At 64.3% G+C, this 18,085-nt stretch carries 18 protein-coding genes; 9 read left to right on the top strand and 9 right to left on the bottom strand.

Going from position 1 to position 18,085, the window contains the following annotated elements:
- Positions 1-73 precede the first annotated feature (73 nt).
- Entirely contained in the window at positions 74-1,729 is a 1,656-nt protein-coding gene (locus tag IVB45_RS12130; protein WP_256469484.1) for a thiamine pyrophosphate-requiring protein, read from the bottom strand.
- A 184-nt stretch (positions 1,730-1,913) separates the two neighbouring features.
- Positions 1,914-2,333, bottom strand: coding sequence for a hypothetical protein (locus IVB45_RS12135; protein WP_247288826.1), 420 nt, complete (start codon positions 2,331-2,333; stop codon positions 1,914-1,916).
- A gap of 195 nt (positions 2,334-2,528) precedes the next feature.
- Here IVB45_RS12135 and IVB45_RS12140 point away from each other — a divergent pair, with 195 nt between their 5' ends.
- The gene (locus IVB45_RS12140) at positions 2,529-3,974 is read left to right on the top strand and encodes a hypothetical protein (RefSeq protein ID WP_247288828.1); all 1,446 of its coding nucleotides are present in this window, start codon (positions 2,529-2,531) and stop codon (positions 3,972-3,974) included.
- 1 nt (position 3,975) lies between these two features.
- Here the strand turns inward: IVB45_RS12140 and IVB45_RS12145 are convergent, their stop codons facing one another.
- From IVB45_RS12145 to IVB45_RS12175, 7 genes are all read right to left on the bottom strand, one after another.
- A complete protein-coding gene (locus IVB45_RS12145; RefSeq protein ID WP_247359844.1) occupies positions 3,976-4,659 on the bottom strand; it encodes a class I SAM-dependent methyltransferase in 684 nt (227 codons plus the stop codon).
- Positions 4,660-4,667: 8 nt separating this feature from the next.
- Positions 4,668-5,663, bottom strand: coding sequence for a glycosyltransferase family 2 protein (locus IVB45_RS12150; protein ID WP_247288832.1), 996 nt, complete (start codon positions 5,661-5,663; stop codon positions 4,668-4,670).
- A gap of 171 nt (positions 5,664-5,834) precedes the next feature.
- On the bottom strand, positions 5,835-7,397 hold the full coding sequence (locus IVB45_RS12155; protein WP_247359843.1) for a hypothetical protein: 1,563 nt from the start codon (positions 7,395-7,397) through the stop codon (positions 5,835-5,837).
- Between the two features lie 184 nt (positions 7,398-7,581).
- Positions 7,582-7,746, bottom strand: a complete 165-nt coding sequence (locus IVB45_RS12160; RefSeq protein ID WP_027516964.1) for a Flp family type IVb pilin — start codon at positions 7,744-7,746, stop codon at positions 7,582-7,584.
- 191 nt (positions 7,747-7,937) lie between these two features.
- Positions 7,938-8,120: a hypothetical protein gene (locus tag IVB45_RS12165; RefSeq protein WP_027569114.1), complete on the bottom strand. Its 183-nt coding sequence runs from the start codon at positions 8,118-8,120 to the stop codon at positions 7,938-7,940.
- Between the two features lie 173 nt (positions 8,121-8,293).
- Positions 8,294-8,530 carry a hypothetical protein gene (locus tag IVB45_RS12170; RefSeq protein WP_027569115.1) on the bottom strand — a complete coding sequence of 79 codons (237 nt, stop codon included), beginning with the start codon at positions 8,528-8,530 and terminating at the stop codon, positions 8,294-8,296.
- Positions 8,531-8,587: 57 nt separating this feature from the next.
- Positions 8,588-9,571, bottom strand: coding sequence for a Ku protein (locus IVB45_RS12175; RefSeq protein ID WP_247359842.1), 984 nt, complete (start codon positions 9,569-9,571; stop codon positions 8,588-8,590).
- 233 nt (positions 9,572-9,804) lie between these two features.
- Here IVB45_RS12175 and IVB45_RS12180 point away from each other — a divergent pair, with 233 nt between their 5' ends.
- The 8 genes from IVB45_RS12180 (at position 9,805) to IVB45_RS12215 (ending at position 18,083) form a co-directional block, all read left to right on the top strand.
- Positions 9,805-9,960 carry a hypothetical protein gene (locus IVB45_RS12180; protein ID WP_007593402.1) on the top strand — a complete coding sequence of 52 codons (156 nt, stop codon included), beginning with the start codon at positions 9,805-9,807 and terminating at the stop codon, positions 9,958-9,960.
- A gap of 230 nt (positions 9,961-10,190) precedes the next feature.
- The gene (locus tag IVB45_RS12185; protein ID WP_027569117.1) at positions 10,191-10,862 is read left to right on the top strand and encodes a response regulator transcription factor; all 672 of its coding nucleotides are present in this window, start codon (positions 10,191-10,193) and stop codon (positions 10,860-10,862) included.
- Between the two features lie 121 nt (positions 10,863-10,983).
- Complete coding sequence (locus tag IVB45_RS12190; protein ID WP_247359841.1) at positions 10,984-12,360, top strand: sensor histidine kinase; 1,377 nt, start codon at positions 10,984-10,986, stop codon at positions 12,358-12,360.
- A 162-nt stretch (positions 12,361-12,522) separates the two neighbouring features.
- Positions 12,523-13,923 (top strand): hypothetical protein, encoded by a 1,401-nt coding sequence (locus tag IVB45_RS12195; protein ID WP_247288838.1) that lies wholly within the window; start codon positions 12,523-12,525, stop codon positions 13,921-13,923.
- A gap of 99 nt (positions 13,924-14,022) precedes the next feature.
- On the top strand, positions 14,023-14,292 hold the full coding sequence (locus IVB45_RS12200; RefSeq protein ID WP_007593394.1) for a hypothetical protein: 270 nt from the start codon (positions 14,023-14,025) through the stop codon (positions 14,290-14,292).
- A 131-nt stretch (positions 14,293-14,423) separates the two neighbouring features.
- Positions 14,424-15,539, top strand: a complete 1,116-nt coding sequence (gene ccmI / locus IVB45_RS12205) for a c-type cytochrome biogenesis protein CcmI (RefSeq protein WP_247359840.1) — start codon at positions 14,424-14,426, stop codon at positions 15,537-15,539.
- Positions 15,540-15,576: 37 nt separating this feature from the next.
- Complete coding sequence (gene ccmE / locus IVB45_RS12210; protein WP_027569121.1) at positions 15,577-16,104, top strand: cytochrome c maturation protein CcmE; 528 nt, start codon at positions 15,577-15,579, stop codon at positions 16,102-16,104.
- A complete protein-coding gene (locus tag IVB45_RS12215; protein WP_247359839.1) occupies positions 16,101-18,083 on the top strand; it encodes a heme lyase CcmF/NrfE family subunit in 1,983 nt (660 codons plus the stop codon). Before ccmE ends, IVB45_RS12215 begins: the two co-directional genes overlap by 4 nt.
- The last annotated feature ends 2 nt before the right edge of the window (positions 18,084-18,085 follow it).

An 18,085-nucleotide genomic window follows, 5' to 3' on the forward strand; every position in this document is an offset into this window, starting at 1 on the left:
CGGATTATCACATCTCCTGCGGCCGGAGCCAGCGTCCGCGACAGCGAGTTTTGCTGCCGGAATCCAGCCCGCTTTATGTGCCCGGCCGAGACACCTCGGTCTCCTTGCTGGTGATGAACTCCAGCAGCACGGGAACGCCTTCCTGCGTCTTCTGGATGCCGCGCCTGATCGCGGGGATGATGTCCTCAGGTCGCGTCACCCGCTCGCCATAGCCGCCGAAGGCGCGCGCCATCGCGGCGTAGTCGCCGGAAATGTCGGTCGACCGATATTTCTCGGTCGACACCGGCATCACCTTCAATTCGATCGCCATTGAGAAATTGTTCAGCAGGATCGACATGATCGGGATGCGCTCGCGCACCGCGGTCTCGAAATCCATCCCGGTGAAGCCGATCGCGGCGTCGCCCCAGACATTGATGCAGAGCTTGTCGGGCTTTGCGAGCTTGGCGCCCATGGCCAGCCCAAGGCCGTAGCCGAGCTGCGTCGTCTTGCCCCAGCCGAGATAGGTGAGGGGCTCGACCGACTTCCAGAACGGCGAGAGCTGGTCTCGCGGGCTGCCGGCATCGTGGGTGATGATGGTGTTGCCGATGTCGACGGTGTGCTGCAGGTCCCACAGCACGCGATAGGGACTCAAGGGCGCGTCATTGCTGGTGAGCTTCGGCATCCATTTCGCCAGCCACTCCTTGTGCGAGGCCGCGATCTCGGCCGCGACCACCGAGGCGTCGCGATCCGCGGTGACGGTCTTGCCGATCTCCTCCAGCAGCGCATCGAGCACGAGCCCGGCATCGCCGACGAGGCCGATCCTGGCTTCGACGTCCTTGTTGAGATGGTTCGGATCGAGTGTGGAGTGGATGATGGTTTTGTCTTTCGGCATCGCGATGCCGAAGCTTGTTTCGGTGAAGGAGCAGCCAATGCCGAAAATGACGTCGGCCTCGGCCAGGAACTTCGGCACCGCGCGCGGCACCGCAAGGCCGCCAGAGCCAAGCGAGAGCGGATGCGTCTCTGGGAAGGACGATTTGCCCCCAAGGCTGGTGGTGACGGGAATGGCGAGCCGTTCGGCCAGCCGTTTCAGTTGTGGCCACGCCTGCGCGTAATGCACGCCCTGGCCGGCATAGATCACCCCGCGCTTGGCGTTGACGAGCAGGTGGGCGGCCTCCTTCACATGAACAGGGTCCGCCCCATAGCGGGTGCGCAGCACAGGCGTGTAGTTCAGCGGCTCCGGTACATCTTCGTTCCACATGTCCGCGGGGATCTCGACGATGACAGGCCCGCCTCGGCCGTTCTTCAGCTTGGTGAAGGCGCGGCGAAAAATGTTGGCGACCTCGGCGGCAAGGATGATCGGTTCGGACGATTTCGAAAACGCCTTCATCGCCTCGCTGGAATTGAAGTTCGGCTCGATATGCGCAAGCCTGCGCTGATAACCCATCGGCAGCACCAGCACGGGAACCGATTCGCCGTAGCATTGCGCGACGCCGCCCATCGCGTTCTCCGCGCCGGGCCCATGCTGCATGCAGAACGCGCCAATCGAGCGTCCCGACGTCACCCGCGAGATCGCATCCGCCATGTGGATGCCGACGCGCTCCTGCCGCACCATCACCGGCCTGATATCGGCCTTGGCCGCATGTTCGATCAGATGGTTGACCGGATAGCCGCAGAGAATCTCAATTCCCTCGCGCTTCATGATTTCCGCAATCGCGGTGCCGAGCTTCATGGCGTCTCTCTCCCTGGGCAGGCCGGTTGGTCCGGCTGATTAGGGGAGAGAGGATCAGGAAATTGGCGGAGGGTAAAGCGTGAGCGCGTGAGAGCTGCGGTAGGTCTGCCATGCAGCGAGCTGCCGTAGCCCGGAGGGAGCGCAGCGCAATCCGGGGCCGTGCCACCCGGATAGACCCGTGACCAATTTCGCCGCGCTCCGTCCGCTACTTGCAGCTTTGGCAGATCCTCAGCTTGCGTTTCAACGCCTCGTCTTCTTGATCGATCAATTGCTCAGCGGCGCCTTTAGCACCCGGGTCGGCCCTGGAGCCCGTCGCCGTGCGTGACCTCACAGGCGGGACCACCTGATGCGATGTGTCGTTATCGTCGCCAGTGCCTACGCTGAAGCCATCGTAGTCGGCGGCTGGGCTCGGCGCCGATGAAAGCCCGCCGATCACCGGCGGCGAAGCCTCTTTGATGGATGCTGCCGGCGGAGGTCTGGAATTTTTGGCGCCCGCGTGCGACGGCGATCCATTGGGCGGAGAAAGCGAAACCGGCGGTGCGGCCGAAGTCTGTCCTCTCGCGCCGTCCTGCGACCAGACGCCGACAAAGACGAGGCTGAAAGCCAAGAGCATCACGCTTCTCATCCGCATCCTTGCAGCTGTGGTTGGTTGATTGACAGTATGAAGGGTATCAGGACCCGCATGGTCGTCAAAGCGCCGCAGCCCGGATTTCGCGGCCGGGAGTATGGTTCACAAAGCGTGACCGGCCCGCCGCGCACTCCCCAGCCGCCGTGAACGTCAAAGAGGAATTTAACGCTTGGGCCTTAACTTGCGCTCGCCATGAGTGAACAGGCCGTCCACAGCGAGGTTCAACCGTTTTCGGCGCGCGCGGCGCTCCCCTGGCTGGTGAGCCTTGGCGTCTATGTCCTGCTGCTGATCCTAGGACCGCGGCTGCTCAATGATCCCGACACCTATTCGCACATCGAGGTCGGGCGCTGGATCATCGCGCACGGCACGCTGCCGGCGAGCGATCCATTTTCTTTTTCGAGGCACGGCGCCCCCTGGATCACCTTCGAATGGCTCTCGGAGATCATCTACGCTGGAGCCTACGCGCTTGCCGGCTGGCAGGGCGTCCTCGTCGTCGGCGCCGCGGCGATAGCGCTCGCCTTCGGCCTGTTCACGTTCTTCCTGCTGCGCGAGCTTTCGCCGGCCCAGACGCTGCTCATGGTGATCGCGGCCGTGATCCTGTTGGCGCCGCATATGCTGGCGCGGCCACACGTGCTGGTGCTGCCGCTGATGGTGACCTGGGCGGCTGCCCTGGTACGCTGCATGGATCGTGGAGGGCCTCCGCCGTACTGGGCTCTCCCGCTGTTGGTCGTGTGGGCCAATCTGCACGGCAGTGTGGTGCTGGCGCTTGGACTGATCGGCCCTGCGGGGCTCGAAGCGCTGCTGCGCGAGAAGCGCAGCGAATGGCCGCGCGTATTCCTGCGTTGGCTGCCGTTCACCGCGCTTGCGGTCGCGGCGTCCTGCCTGACGCCCTATGGGCCGGAACCGCTGCTGATGCCCCTGACCACGCTCGGCCTCGGCCCCGCGCTCGGTTGGATCGCGGAATGGCGGCCGCAGGATTTCAGCCACATAGGCTTCTTCGAGTTGCTGCTGCTGGCCGGCATCTTCGCGCTCTCGCGCGGCGTGACGCTGCCGGTCGTGCGGGCCTTGGTCGTAATCGGCTTGCTGCATTTCGCGCTGGCCCAGATCCGCAATGCGGATCTGCTGGCCATGCTGGCGCCGCTCTATCTGGCGGCTCCGCTGGGGCGGAAGTTCGGCGGACCGATTGCGGAAGATGCTGCCGGCTCGTCGCGCGGCCTGAACCTGGCCACACTGGGTGTGTTGATCGTGGTGAGCGGGGCGACGCTGGCCCGTGATATACGGCCGGCTCCGGCCATTACCCCTCAGGCTGCCATCGCTGAAGCCAAGCTCGCCACGACGGGGCACGTGCTCAACGACTATTCCTTCGGCGGCTATTTGATCTTTGCCGGCATTCCCACCTTTATCGACGGTCGCGGTGAACTGTACGGGGGAGCGTTCATCAACCGCTACAATCGCGCCCTGGCGCTGGTCGATCTCGGCGACTTTCTCAAGTTGCTCGACGAATACAACATCGGCGCGACGCTGCTCGCGCCGGGGACGCCGGCGATAGCGATGCTGGACCGGCTACCCCAATGGCAACGCGTCTACAGCGACGACGTGGCGGTCGTGCACAAGCGGCGAGATATGCCGCAAAGATAGATCAAGCGGTCCCGAAGGCGGCGTATTGGCCGCCGAGCGGCATGCCGCTCAGGGTCGCTTCGAGGCGCCGCGCGGGCTTGGTGTCCCAGGGCAGCAGCAGGAAATGGCGCGCACCGATCTCGCGCAAGCCGCCGGCAGCCATCAATTTTCGGGCTTTGTCCGCCCCGAGCAAGACGGCGTCCCGATCGAACTCACAACGCGCGACGGCAAGGCGGGTCAGCGGGTTGTACGGATTGTGCTCGATGACGCAGACGAGTCCACCGGGGCGGGTCACGCGCCGCATCTCCGCGATGAATTGCGCCCATTCAGCCGGCACGACGTGGTGCATCACGCAGACGGCCGTGACCAGATCGAAGCTGGCATCGTCGAATGGAAAGGTGCGGCCGTCAAACTCACGGTAGTCGACCCTGCCATTGTCAGCGCGTGCCTGCGCCAGGCTGGCCGAAGAAACGTCGATGCCGCTCAAGCGGCCGACCATGCCGTGCAGCAGCGGATGAAGGCTGCCGACGCCGCAGCCGACGTCCAGCATGTCGGGCCTCTCCGTGTCGAGCCGCTGCGCGATCAGATTGCCCAGCAGATCGGCCTTGGCGCGCATGAAGAAATGATGCGGCAAGCCGGAGAAGTCGATCGAGGATTGGACCACGTCACGGTAGTTGTCGTGATAACCGTCGAAGAGCTCGGTCATGCGCGGGGTCACTCGTTGACGGCGTGGATCGCGGGCGCGGCCGCCGCCTCGTTGCGCTCGAAGCCGGCGCGCGTCTGCACCACGTAGAGCGGACGGCGTTTCACCTCGGCATGGATGCGGCCGACGTAAAGCCCGACGATACCCGTCATCAGCATGTTCATTCCACACAGCAGGGACACGACGACCATCGTCGAGGACCAGCCGGTCACGAGATGACTATCGTTGCTGAGCCACAACAGGATCACCCAGCCGCCATAGAGCAGTGCCAAACCCGACACCGTCAATCCGCACCAGATTGCGAGCCGCAAGGGCAAATCGGAAAAGCCGAGCGCGGCGTTCGTCGCGAGCCGCACCATCTTGAACAGCGGATATTTGGTCTCGCCCGCTGCACGCTCGAGGCGGTGGAAGGTGACCTCGGCCTGCCGGAAGCCGAGCCATGCGATCATGCCGCGTACGAAGCGGTCCTGCTCCGGCATCTGCCGAAGCGCGTCGAGCACCTTGCGATCGATCAGGCGGAAGTCGCCGACGTCGGCGGGGATGCCGACCGAGGACATCCTGCCGAGAAGCCGGTAGAAGAGATGCGCGGTCGCGCGCTTGAATCGGCTTTCGCCGTCGCGCGACAGGCGGCGGGCGTGGACGATGTCGTTGCCGTCCTGCCATTTTGCGATCAATTGCTCGATCACTTCGGGCGGATCCTGCAAATCGGCATCCATGACGATGATCGCTTCACCTTGCGCGGCGTCCATGCCGGCGGTGATGGCAATCTGATGCCCGAAATTTCGCGACAGGCCGATATAGCGAAAGCGCGGGTCGCGCGCGGCGAGCGCCTGTAGCACGATCGAGCTGGAATCACTGCTGCCGTCGTCGACGAAGATTGCTTCTGCCGGCCCGTCGAGCCGGGACAAGACCAGGTCGAGCCTGCGCAGCAGCACCGGCAACACGGCTTCCTCGTTGAACACGGGGATGACGAGGCTGTAGCGGATCGACTGGAAATTGGCCGCCATGCGAGAGAGTCCAACTCGTTGCAGGAGCGGAAGTCTATGCCGGCGGTGGTTAAGGTCGCCTTGCCACAACCATTAAGGATATGGGGCGCCGTGGCGGCTTCCAATGAGGCGGGTGCGGATGGGGATACCCGATTAACCACGCTGGGCGGCGCTTCGGCCTAGGACTTCGGCCTAGGACTTGCGGCGGATCTTGTAGAGAACAAATCGCTCCGAGGTGTCCAGCGCTTCCAGTAGATCCGGCAGCGGGTTTGCGACCTTCGGCCCGAGGACGTAGAGATAGTCGTAATCCTGGTGCCAGGTGCTGACGAACGGCGGAACGCCAGCCGGCTGCCGGCTTGCCGCAATCGCGGTAAGCACGCCGAGCGGCACCGGCCCCCCGTAGGGAATGGCAAGACGGCGCACGTCCTCGCGGGGCCGTACGGGCTGCTTGCCCGCTTCCGTGAATAGATTGGGCACGAACGCGTTGGCATAGTGCACGGCCAGCGTCGGCGCATAATACATCGGATACGAGGTGAGGTCGGCGAAGGGCGGGTCTCCATTGTCGTCCGTGCTGGCGACGAGGATACGCGAACCGCGATCGATCTTGTGGAACGATGCGACGATGGCCGCATAGTCGGTGCGGTAAGGCAGCCAGACCGCGAGCACGACAGCGAGATTGATCAGTATGACGCTACTGACCGCGGCGAGCGCTGCCATTCCCCATGCCCGGCTGGGCAGCGTCAGCGAGCAGAAAGCCGGCAGGATCAGAGCCGCAGCGGGAATCACGCGCAGGTCGACGAACGAGGTTCCGAACAGCTTCGAGGGAATGACGACATAGAGCAGCGCGAAGCCGATCGCGAGCCAGATTCCGGCTGCTTCGAGCTTGAGGACGCCGCGCCTTGCGGCGAAGAACAGCGAGATCATCAGCGTCAGTCCGGTCGCCGCCGCGACCGTCAAATTGTAGCCGTTCATGATGCGCAGCGGCCAGATCGGCTTGAATCCGAAGAACCAGTTCGTTCCTTCGCTTCCGATCGATCCCGCGGTCATGCGCATGATCCCAAACAGGGCAAGCGCCGGCATGGCCAACGCGGCGAGCCGCGCGGCGGCGACACCGTAAGATATTCGCCCATGGCGGATGCGCGAGAGTTCGTAAAGGCCGAGCGTCGCGCCGTAGATGCCGAGGGAGAAGAAATGCGCCGCAAACAGCGCCGCGACGAAGACCATGTTGACGACGAAACGCAGTGGCCATGGGCGTTCCGCGAGCATCAGATAGAGCGCGATGCCGCAGAGAGCGAGGCCCAGTCCGAACTCGAAATTCACGAAGCCCCAGCTGAAAGGCAGACAGTAAAGGAAAGCGAGCGCCGCAAAGCCGGCGAGATGGACCCGTCCCTTCCGGGCCCATTCGAGCAAAAGCGCGCCTCCGACGATCAGCAATTGGCTCAGGAGCAGAAACAGCCGCGTGGCGTTCTCGAGGCTGATCAGCCGCGCCATTTGCGGGACCAGCAGATCCATTCCAAGGTTGGGATAGAATGCCCAGGCCACTTCGTAATACGGATTGGCATTGGGAGTGCCGTTCTGGCTCAAAATGTACATCCGGGCGAGGTGATTGGGATAGTCGACCATCGCGGGGATAGGGGTCAGCAGCACCGGAAGAAACGACAGGGCCGCCAGGACAGCAAGAACGGTGATCGCCACCGATTGGTCAGAGCCAAGACGAGCCCGGATTGTCGAGGTCGGCTTGTCGGAAGGAATCATGTCATAGGGCCGCTGGAGTTTGAGCTTACGCTCTACGACGGCGCAACCGCACGACACAACGCCATAATGTGAACTTCGCGAAAATCAAGCTGGGGTCGCCGCCGCATCGGAAGGAGGAGCCCGTCATCCGGCGCGCTGCACGCGGACTCGTGCTGATGACATTGCGGCGCGCCGGCTATGCCGGCTACTTCACCGCCGCGCTGATCGAGTTGAATTTGCCGCTCAGGAGTGCACCGCCCGTGTTGTTCACGGCCGTGATGATCGCGAGCGCGATGCCCGTGGCGATCAGACAATACTCGATGGCGGTGGCACCATTTTCGTCGGCAAGAAATGACTTGAGCAAAGTCATCGTCAACTCCTGTTCATCCGTCCAACCTAGGCTGGTGCCGTTTTCGGAATGGTAAATTGATTCACTAATTTTTCGCGGGCGCGTCAAAACGCAGGTGGATGGTCCTCACCTGCCGTTTGATATGGTGTCATCGATTGACTTAAGGTTTCGTCACCCAATTCGGACGCATTTGGCGATTTCGTCGTGGTGTCTCAGGACGATATTTGGCGTTTCGGCGCGGCCTTGCCGGGGCGTTTCAGCACTATCGCCAGACGTCCGACCAGATAGCTGACCACGGACGGCTGCGCCCGCGCGGAGCTGCCGGCGAGGCTTTCTTCCTCGGCCGCGTCGTTGACGATGCCGATGTAGTTCTTTCTGGCGTCCTGCTGCTGCACGAGCCTGCAACCCCGAGTTCAATCGAGGGCGACCATGCTGCGCTGAGCGGGAAGCGTCGGTTAATTTTGTCTTCCGTAGGATTACGTGCCGCCCCCGCGACTGCGGGCAGACGCTGAAAGCGCGGGCTTGGCTTAACGGATTGTTGAGCCTGTTCTCGACCGGGGTGCAAAGCTCAGTCGCGCCGAGCGTCCGCATTCAGCGCCCGCAACACCGCGATGCGGGCGAACATCATCCAGCCGCCGCCGGTCTCGGCCGCGTTGATCAGGGTTTCGATCGCGGTCTGCCAGTGGCTCGCATGCTGCGTATCCTCGGGCAGTCGCATGATGTGATCGGCAGCTTCTTGCAGCGTCCGAAGCTTGCGCCCGCCACGTAACGAAATGGGGTCGTCGAACGCGGTCGACCAGGGCATGTCAGGTCGACCGATCGACGAGGGGAGGTATCACGGCGTCGTCGCTGTGCGATGCTGCTAGCCGGCCTTCTTCGCCCGCGCCGGCGCGCGCGCTGGCTTGTCGGCCTTCTTGGGAGCGGCTTTCGCAGCAGCGTCCTTGCCGCCCTTGCCGGCGATCGGCAGCAGCATCTCGCGCTGGCCTTCGACGCGCTTCTTCGGCTTCTTGCCCTTGACGGCGTCCTTGCTCACGTCCTTGGCGACCTTCGCCGGGGGGCTTGCGTCCTTCTCGTTCGCGATGCTCTTCTTCAGCGCGTCCATGAGGTTGATAACGTTGCCGCCGGTCTTGGGCGCGGCCTTCGCGGCGATGGGCGCGCCGCTGCGCTTCTTGTTGATGAGGTCGATCAGCGCGGTCTCGTAATGGTCCTCGAACAGCTCGGGTTCGAACGCGCCGGACTTCTTCTCGACGATGTGCTTTGCAAGGTCGAGCATGTCCTTGGTCAGCTTCACGTCCTGGATGTCGTCGAAATAGTCCTTCTCGCCGCGCACCTCATAGGGGTAGCGCAGCAGCGTCCCCATCAGGCCGCTCCCGAGCGGCTCCAGCGCGATGATATGCTCGCGGTTGGTCAGCACCACGCGGCCGATCGCGACCTTGTCCATGCTCCGGATCGTCTCGCGGATCACCGCAAAGGCGTCGTGGCCGACCTTGCCATCGGGCACGAGATAATAGGGGCGGATCAGATAGCGGCTGTCGATGTCGGTCTTCGGTACGAACTCGTCGATCTCGATCGTGTGGGTGGAGTCCAGCGCGATGTCGTCGAGCTCGTCCTTGGTGACCTCGATATAGGTGTCGGTGTCGACCTTGTAGCCCTTGACGATGTCATCCGAGGTCACCTCGTTACCGGTCTCGGCGTCGACCTTGAGGTACTTGATCCGGTGGCCGGTCTTGCGGTTGATCTGGTTGAACGAGACCTTCTCGGTATCCGAAGTGGCTGGATAGAGCGCGACCGGGCAGGTCACGAGCGACAAACGCAGAAAACCCTTCCAATTGGCGCGGGGGGCCATGGGCTACTCCAAACGCAACGGGGACAGAAGACGAAGATACCATCGGGGAACAACGAATCATAGCAAGGCGGATTGCTGAATCTTGCAACTGCGTTAACCGGCCGCCCGGTGCGCGGGTGCAACCTGATCAGGCCGCAAAGGCCGGAACATCATATCCCATCATGCGTTGCCACGAGACATTCCGCCGCGAGCAGTCGCGGCCATCCGACGCGACAGCCAGAATTGAGGTCACCATGGCAACCACGCGAGACCAACGTCAGATCGTGGAAACTCCGACCGAGGCGCGCCAGGGCGAGCCTGGGCCGTCGGTGGCGGCGCTGCTCGCCATATCCACCGGGCTTGCGATCCTGATCCTCGCGGTCATCTGGTTCGTGTTCTTCCGGACCTGATCGGCAGATCGACCGGACGGTTCGCACCTTCCGACTCGCCGCATAACGCGGCACATTGCGCCCGCCAGGCCGTCGGTTCGTCCGGTGGCTTGGCGGGCGCAATGCGTTTAGCGCGAACAGGTCGGATATGACCAAAAAGTAACGCGGCCGGTTCCCCGCGTTCATATTCAGTTCACGCCGGAATTGCTCATCTGTGCGGGTGTTCATGCGGCCTAATTCTGGAGAGAAGCGTGCGCCTGCTCGTCGTTGAGGACGACCCCGATCTCAATCGCCAGCTCACCAAGGCGCTGACCGACGCCGGCTATGTCGTCGATCGCGCCTTCGACGGGGAGGAGGGGCATTATCTCGGTGACAACGAGCCCTACGATGCCGTGGTGCTCGACATCGGCCTGCCGAAGAAGGACGGCATCTCGGTCCTGGAAGCCTGGCGGCGCAACGGCCGCACCATGCCGGTCCTAATCCTCACCGCGCGCGATCGCTGGAGCGACAAGGTCCAGGGCTTCGATGCCGGCGCCGACGACTACGTCGCAAAGCCGTTCCACCTGGAGGAGGTGCTGGCGCGCATCCGCGCGCTGCTGCGCCGCTCCACTGGCCACGCCCAAAGCGAGCTGAGCTGCGGCCCCGTCACGCTCGATACCAGGACCGGCCGGGTCAGCGTATCAGGCAATCCCATCAAGATGACGTCGCACGAATATCGGCTTCTGGCCTACCTGATGCATCATTCGGGGCGCGTCGTGTCCCGCACCGAGCTGGTCGAGCATCTCTACGACCAGGACTTCGACCGCGACTCCAATACCATCGAGGTCTTCGTCGGCCGCATCCGCAAGAAGCTCGACGTCGACATCATCCAGACTGTCCGCGGCCTCGGCTATCTCCTGACCCCGCCGCCCCCCGGCGCTTGAACCGTGGTGTCTCGAACGATCTTGTCTAGACGTATCTTGGCTTGACGGGCGGCCCGGCAGAGGCCTTGTTCGGGTCATGAGTTCCGACGCCATGCCACCCCGCGCCTCCGGGATCATTCCGATGCCCGCCAGCTCGCTCGCGAACCGCCTGTTCCTGTCGGCGACCGCGTGGCTCGTGGTGATCCTGGCCATCACCGGCGTGGTGCTGTCGTCGGTCTACAAGAACGCCACCGAGCGCGCCTTCGACCGCCGGCTCAATCTCTATCTCCGCACACTGATCGCCGAGGTCGCCACCCCCGACGAGCCGCCGGACCGCCAGTTCCAGTCGCTCGGCGAGCCTCTGTTCGAGCTGCCGTTGTCCGGCTGGTACTGGCAGATCACGCGGACCGACCCCGAAAAGCCGGAGGTGCGCTCGTCGCGCTCGCTCTGGGACAAGAAGCTGCCGAAGCTTGAAGAGCAGGGCACCGAGCTTACCGCCGCCGGCATCCGGATCGCTTATGTCGACGGTCCGGAGGGACAGAACCTGCGCATGGTGGAGCGGCCGGTCGATCTCGGCGCGGACGGCAAATTTCTCGTCAGTGTCGCCGGCGACGACACGGAGATTTTCGACGAGACGCGCAGTTTCGACTACTATCTCGGCGGCACCTTCACCGCGCTCGGCATCGTGTTGCTGCTGACCACCGTGTTCCAGGTCCGCTTCGGTCTCGCGCCGCTCAAGCGCATCTCCGAATCCATCGCCGACATCCGGTCCGGGCGGGCGGAGCGGCTCGAGGGCGAGTTCCCGGTTGAGATCGCGCCGCTGGCGCGCGAGACCAACGCGCTGATCGACGCCAATCGCGAGATCGTCGAGCGCGCCCGCACCCATGTCGGAAACCTCGCTCACGCCATCAAGACGCCGCTCTCGGTCATCGTGAACGAGGCCGGCGCGCATCCCGCCGATCCGTTCGCGGCAAAGGTGATGGAGCAGGCGGACGTGATGCGCGACCAGGTTGCCCATCATCTCGAGCGCGCGCGCATCGCGGCGCGGGTCTCGGTCGTCGCGACGGTGACGGAGGTTGCACCGGCCATCGAGGCATTGCGGCGGACCATGGAGAAGATCCACCGCGGCCGCGGCATCGTGGTCGAGGCCGAGGCTGATCCGTCGGCGAAATTTCGCGGCGAGCGGCAGGATCTGGAGGAGATGGTCGGCAATCTCGTCGACAACGCCTGCAAATGGGCGGCCTCGCGGGTCTTCGTCGAAGTTCTGGTGGAAGCGCCGCATCAGGCGAGCGCCGGTCCGCGGCTGCATATCATCGTCGACGACGACGGCCGCGGCCTGTCGGAGGCCGAGCGTACCCAGGTCTCACGGCGCGGCCAACGGCTCGACGAGTCCAAGCCCGGATCGGGGCTGGGGCTGTCGATCGTGACCGAGCTCGCCGCGCTCTACGGCGGCAGCCTCTCACTCGGCCGCGCGCCGACCGGGGGCTTGCGGGCGGAGCTGGTCCTCCCCGGAATATAATCCCTTGTTCCGACGCGACTATTTGACCTGCAGAAGCACACCGATCCGGACGAAACCAGGGGTATTCGGAGCGACTTCCTAAACGGCTTCTTAAGCGGGCCCACCTATGATCGAGCAGGACGGATCCCACGTTCGCCATTTTACCGTTCATTACCCGGGCGCATGAGCCAGACATCGATCGAGCGGCTGAGGGAATATCTCGCGCAGCTCCCGCCGCAGGCGCAGGCACTGCTGATGCGGGAGTTCGAGCGCGCGCTCGAGCGCGGCCAAGACACGGCCGTGGCGACCCTCGTGCTCGACCAGCTGCGCAAGATTGTCCGCAAGACGGAAGCCGAGGAAGCAACACCGCCGCGCACGGACGATCTGTCGCGGCTACTGTTCCAGGTACTGGAACCATTCCTGGTCGAAGCAGGCGCCCCGATCCGGGCCGGGCAGATCCGCCGCTCTTCCCTGGCTCCGATCTGGCAATGGCTCGGCCGCGACGGTGCTCCGGCCAAGCTGAGCGAATTCGAGGCGGCGCTGGCGCGCATGCCGGCCGACAGTGCAGGGCAGGTCGAAGCGCTGGCCTCGAAGCTCCAGGCGGTCGCCGCGGATGCCATCTTCGAGCTGACGGGGCCGGGCGGGGGTGACAAATCGCGTGCGCTCGCCCGCGTCGGTCCGCCCAACGTGATCGAGGATCTCTATTCGACCGGGGCGGTCCTCGCGGTCCGCGAGGCTATCGGCACCCTGAACGAGAAGCTGCCGCGCTCTTTGCGCGCCTTCGGCGATGCCCAGATCGCCTCGGTGACTGCCGCGCTCAACATTCCCGTCCTCCAGACGCCGCAGATGCTGCCCTTCGCGCTCTCGATGGTCGTGCAACGGATGACCGCGCCGTGGCAGATCATCCGCCTCGCCATCAAGATTGCCGCGTCCGACGACGAGATCCGTGTCGCGGCAACGCCCTATGGAGTCGCCGTCACAATGGCGCTGCATGATCTGTCCTGCGTGGCCGCCGTCCTGCGCATGGACATCAAGCGCGGCCATTTCGACAATGTCGCCGGCAATCTCAAGACGCTGCACGACGGCGTCCGGGGCCTGCGTACCGAACTCGACCTGCGCAACGATTCCGCCTGGGGCAAGCAGTTGACCTCGATCCGGGCCGACATCTCCAACGCGCTGCAATCCGAGATCGACAGCGTTCCCGGCCGCGTCCGCCGCATCCTGCGCCAGCGCGCCGAGAAGGACATTCCGCCGGGCGCGCGGATCGACAGCACCGAGGTCGAGGAAACCGTGGCGCTGATCGATTTCGTCGCGACCTGTCGCAACTATGCGAGCGAGCTTGCGATCAACGAGGTGACACTGCGCACCTATTCCGACCTGCAGCAATATGTCGAGCGTTCAACCGAGCAGCTGGTGCAGTCGCTGCGCGGCGCCGATCACAAGGTCCGCACCTATCGGCAGCAGCAGGTGCAGGCCGCGATCCGCTTCTGCCAGGTGCTGTTCGGCGATGATTATGCTTCGCTGATGAGCCGCGCCGCGGAGAACGCGGCCACGGGCGAGCGCAAATCGTCGCGCGCGAGCTGATCCAGGCGCATATTTCAGTAGTCACAATTTCAGGTTGACGATGCCGATGTCGGGCCCTACGGTCGCCGTGCAAGTTTTGATATTTCTATCTGTGGGCGCATGAAATCCGTTATCAGTTCCATCGAAATCGAGAATCGCGTCGTCGTTGCCAAATATCAAAGGTTGATGGTCGGCGCGAAGGTGGTGCTGGTCGAGAAGGCAAGCGGTCGGCAGCTTCCTGAGACGGTCACCAGGGTTGCATCGCCCGTTCCGGTCGGGGCGTTGCGCATCAGATTGCCCGACGCTATCGAGCCGGGAACATACTTCCTGAAGGCCTTCAACGGGCATGGCGAGGACGCCGCTCAAAGCGCGGACTTCGAGATCGGCTAAGCCGTTGGATTTTCACCATTTCGGGACTGTGCGCGGTCGCGCCGAATTGACAATTGTCAATTGCCGCATCGTCCGGCCGTGGTGTAAAGCCACCTGTGGGCGCGACTTGCGCGCTGCCGGAAGCTTGCCAGATGATGCTATGGTTCGTGTTCGCGCTGATGACGGTCGCGGCGACCTTCGCCGTGCTTTTGCCGCTCGGCCGTAGCGGACGCGCGCAAAATGAGGGCAGCGAGGTCGCGGTCTACAAGGACCAACTCGCCGAGATCGAGCGTGATCTTGCCGCAGGGCTGATAGCTGCGCCCGAAGCCGAGGCCGCGCGCGTCGAGGTCAGCCGCAGGCTGCTCGCCGCGGCCGGCAGCGAGCCCGCAACGGCGCCGAAATCCAGCCTCAAATGGCGCCGCGCGGCGGCCGTGCTGGCGCTTGCCGGCCTGCCGCTGGTTGCGATCAGCGTCTATGTGCCGCTCGGCTCGCCCAGGCTCCAGGACTTTCCACTGGCGCAGCGGGAGCGCGGATCCGGGTCCGGCATGGCGCAGTCGCTCGAAAATCTGGTCGTCCAGGTCGAGCAACATCTGGAAAAGAATCCGACCGACGGGCGCGGCTGGAACGTGATCGCGCCCGTGCTGGAGCGGCTTGGCCGCTTCGATGACGCCGTGCGGGCCTATCGCAACTCGCTCACCTACAATGGCGAGAGCGCGGAACGCCGGTCCGATCTCGGCGAAGCGATCTCGGCCGCCGCCGGCGGCGTCGTGACCGCCGAGGCCAAGACCGAGTTCGAGCGCGCGCGGGCGCTCAGCGCTGACGACCCCAAGGCGAACTATTTTCTCGGTCTCGCCGCCGAGCAGGACGGCCGCAAGGACGATGCCGCCAACATCTGGCGCGCGCTGCTGGCGAAAGCGCCGGCGGATGCGCCGTGGCGTCCTCTGGTGCAGACCTCGCTCGCCCGGGTCGGCGGCGGTGGCGCTACGATGCCGGCGCTGTCGGATGAAACCCTTGCAGCTTCCAAGGACATGAAAGAGGGCGATCGCAACGCGATGGTTCGCGGCATGGTCGAACGGCTCGCCACGCGCCTCAAGCAGAACGGCGACGACGTCGAGGGTTGGCTGCGCCTGGTGCGCGCCTATCTCGTGATGGGTGATCGCGACAAGGCGGTGGGGGCATCGACCGATGCCCGCCAGGCGGTTGCCAACGATGCAGCGCGGTTGCGCCAGCTCGATGAAGGCCTCAAGACACTCGGGCTCGACGGATGACGATGTCAGGACGAGACGGGCAGGGAATGGATACGCCATGACGCGCAAGCAGCGACGTATGACCATCATCGGCGGCTCGCTTGCCGTGCTCGCGCTCGCCGCCGCGCTGGTGCTCAACGCATTGCGCGACTCCATCGTGTTCTTCTCGACGCCGACCATGGTCGCCGAGAAGCACGTTGCGCCCGGCAAGCGGTTTCGCCTCGGCGGCCTGGTGCAGCCCGGCTCGCTCCAGCGCGGCGACAATCTCGCAGTGACCTTCGAGGTCGCCGACGGCGGCGCAAAGCTTCCGGTCGCCTTCAAGGGCATTTTGCCCGATCTGTTCCGGGAAGGGCAGGGCGTCGTCGCCGAAGGCGCGCTCGACGCCGATGGCGTGTTCAAGGCCGACACCGTGCTCGCCAAGCACGACGAAACCTACATGCCCAAGGACGTCGCCGATGCCCTGAAGAAGCAGGGGCACTGGAAGGATGACTACGGCGCCAAGGCTTATGATGGCGTCAAGGCTTCCGATAGCGTCAAGCCCGCGGCCACGACAGCGCAGGGCAATCCGCAGGGAGCAGTGCGGTGATCGCGGAGTCAGGACATTACGCGCTGGTGCTGGCGCTCGGATTGGCACTGATCCAATCCATCGTGCCCCTGATCGGTGCGCGGCTGCGCGATGATGCGCTGATGAATGTGGCGCGCTCCACTGCGCTGGCGCAGCTTCTGTTCGTCGGTGCGTCGTTCATCGCATTGGTGATGCTGCACGTAGAGTCGGATTTCTCGGTCGCGAACGTCTACGAGAATTCCCACTCCATGAAGCCGCTGCTCTACAAGATCACCGGCGTGTGGGGAAACCATGAAGGTTCGATGCTCTTGTGGGTGTCGATCCTCGCGCTGTTCGGCGGATTGGTCGCGGCCTTCGGCAACAATCTGCCGCTGTCGCTGCGCGCGCATGTGCTGGCCGTACAGGCGTGGATCGCCAGCGCCTTCTATCTCTTCATCCTGATGACTTCCAACCCGTTCCTGCGCATCGCCAACCCGCCGATCGAGGGACGCGATCTCAATCCGGTGCTTCAGGACATCGGTCTCGCCGTGCATCCGCCAATGCTCTATCTCGGCTATGTCGGCTTCTCGATCTCGTTCTCCTTCGCGATCGCGGCGTTGCTGGAGGGGCGGATCGACGCCGCGTGGGCGCGCTGGGTGCGGCCGTGGACGCTGGTCGCCTGGATCTTCCTGACCCTCGGTATCGCCATGGGCTCGTACTGGGCCTACTACGAACTGGGTTGGGGCGGCTGGTGGTTCTGGGACCCGGTCGAGAACGCCTCGTTGATGCCGTGGCTTGCCGGAACAGCGCTGCTGCATTCGGCTCTGGTGATGGAGAAGCGCAACGCGCTGAAGGTCTGGACCATCCTCTTGTCGATCCTGACCTTCTCGCTGTCGCTGCTCGGCACCTTCCTGGTGCGCTCGGGGGTCATCACCTCGGTGCATGCCTTCGCGACCGATCCAACCCGCGGCGTGTTCATTCTCCTGATTCTCTGCCTGTTCATCGGGGGCAGCCTGTCGCTGTTCGCGGGGCGCGCGACCTCGTTGAAGCAAGGCGGCCTGTTTGCGCCGATCTCGCGCGAGGGTGCGCTGGTGCTGAACAATTTGCTGCTCACGGTCGCCTGCGCGGTGGTGCTGTTCGGCACGCTTTATCCGCTGGCGATGGAGATGCTCGCCGATTTCAAGATGTCGGTCGGTGCTCCCTTCTACAATCTGACCTTCGCCCCGCTGTTCACGCTGTTGCTGCTCGCCGTGCCGTTCGGGCCGATGCTGGCATGGAAACGCGGCGATCTGCTTGGCGTCACCCAACGTCTGCTCGCGGCCGGCGTTGCCGGGCTTGTCGCCGTTGCCATGGTTTGGGGCTGGGCGCTCGGCGGCAGCGCGCTGGCGCCATTGGCAATCGGACTTGGCGTCTTCGTCATTGCCGGCGCTGCGACGGATCTGGCCGAACGAACCGGCTTGTTCCGCCTGCCGTTCGCGACGACGCTGCATCGTGCCCGCGGTCTGCCGCGCTCGGCCTGGGGCTCGGTATTCGCGCATGCCGGCCTCGGCGTCGCGCTGATCGGAATCGTCTGCGAGACCACCTGGAACAGCGAATATATCGCCACGATGAAGCAGAACGACGTCGCCCATGTCGCCGGCTATGACGTCAAGCTGGACGGCCTGTTTCAGCGCCAAGGGCCGAACTTCCACGAGATGATCGCCGAATTCAACGTCAGCCACGACGGCGAGAAGCTCAGCGTGATGACGCCGTCCAAGCGCAGCTTCACCACCCGCGGCTCCTCGACCACCGAGGCCGCGCTGCTGACGCGTGGCGCCAGCCAGCTCTACATCTCGCTCGGCGACGCCACTGCCGAGGGCGCCATTGCCGTGCGCATCTATCACAAGCCGCTGGTGCTGCTGATCTGGTGGGGGCCGGTGCTGATGGCGTTCGGCGGCGTGCTGTCGCTGTCGGACCGGCGCCTGCGGGTCGGTGCGCCAAAACCGGCGCGGGCAAAGCAGCGCCTGCAGCCGGCGGAGTGATC

It is taken from the genome of Bradyrhizobium sp. 4 (assembly GCF_023100905.1).
Lineage (GTDB): Bacteria > Pseudomonadota > Alphaproteobacteria > Rhizobiales > Xanthobacteraceae > Bradyrhizobium.

Coding starts and splice junctions, on each gene's coding strand:
- IVB45_RS12135 (WP_247288826.1), bottom strand. CDS start 2,333: ATGAGAAGCGTGATGCTCTTGGCTTTCAGCCTCGTCTTTGTCGGCGTC.
- IVB45_RS12140 (WP_247288828.1), top strand. CDS start 2,529: ATGAGTGAACAGGCCGTCCACAGCGAGGTTCAACCGTTTTCGGCGCGC.
- IVB45_RS12145 (WP_247359844.1), bottom strand. CDS start 4,659: ATGACCGAGCTCTTCGACGGTTATCACGACAACTACCGTGACGTGGTC.
- IVB45_RS12150 (WP_247288832.1), bottom strand. CDS start 5,663: ATGGCGGCCAATTTCCAGTCGATCCGCTACAGCCTCGTCATCCCCGTG.
- IVB45_RS12155 (WP_247359843.1), bottom strand. CDS start 7,397: ATGATTCCTTCCGACAAGCCGACCTCGACAATCCGGGCTCGTCTTGGC.
- IVB45_RS12160 (WP_027516964.1), bottom strand. CDS start 7,746: ATGACTTTGCTCAAGTCATTTCTTGCCGACGAAAATGGTGCCACCGCC.
- IVB45_RS12170 (WP_027569115.1), bottom strand. CDS start 8,530: ATGCCCTGGTCGACCGCGTTCGACGACCCCATTTCGTTACGTGGCGGG.
- IVB45_RS12175 (WP_247359842.1), bottom strand. CDS start 9,571: ATGGCCCCCCGCGCCAATTGGAAGGGTTTTCTGCGTTTGTCGCTCGTG.
- IVB45_RS12180 (WP_007593402.1), top strand. CDS start 9,805: ATGGCAACCACGCGAGACCAACGTCAGATCGTGGAAACTCCGACCGAG.
- IVB45_RS12190 (WP_247359841.1), top strand. CDS start 10,984: ATGCCCGCCAGCTCGCTCGCGAACCGCCTGTTCCTGTCGGCGACCGCG.
- IVB45_RS12195 (WP_247288838.1), top strand. CDS start 12,523: ATGAGCCAGACATCGATCGAGCGGCTGAGGGAATATCTCGCGCAGCTC.
- IVB45_RS12200 (WP_007593394.1), top strand. CDS start 14,023: ATGAAATCCGTTATCAGTTCCATCGAAATCGAGAATCGCGTCGTCGTT.
- ccmI (WP_247359840.1), top strand. CDS start 14,424: ATGATGCTATGGTTCGTGTTCGCGCTGATGACGGTCGCGGCGACCTTC.
- ccmE (WP_027569121.1), top strand. CDS start 15,577: ATGACGCGCAAGCAGCGACGTATGACCATCATCGGCGGCTCGCTTGCC.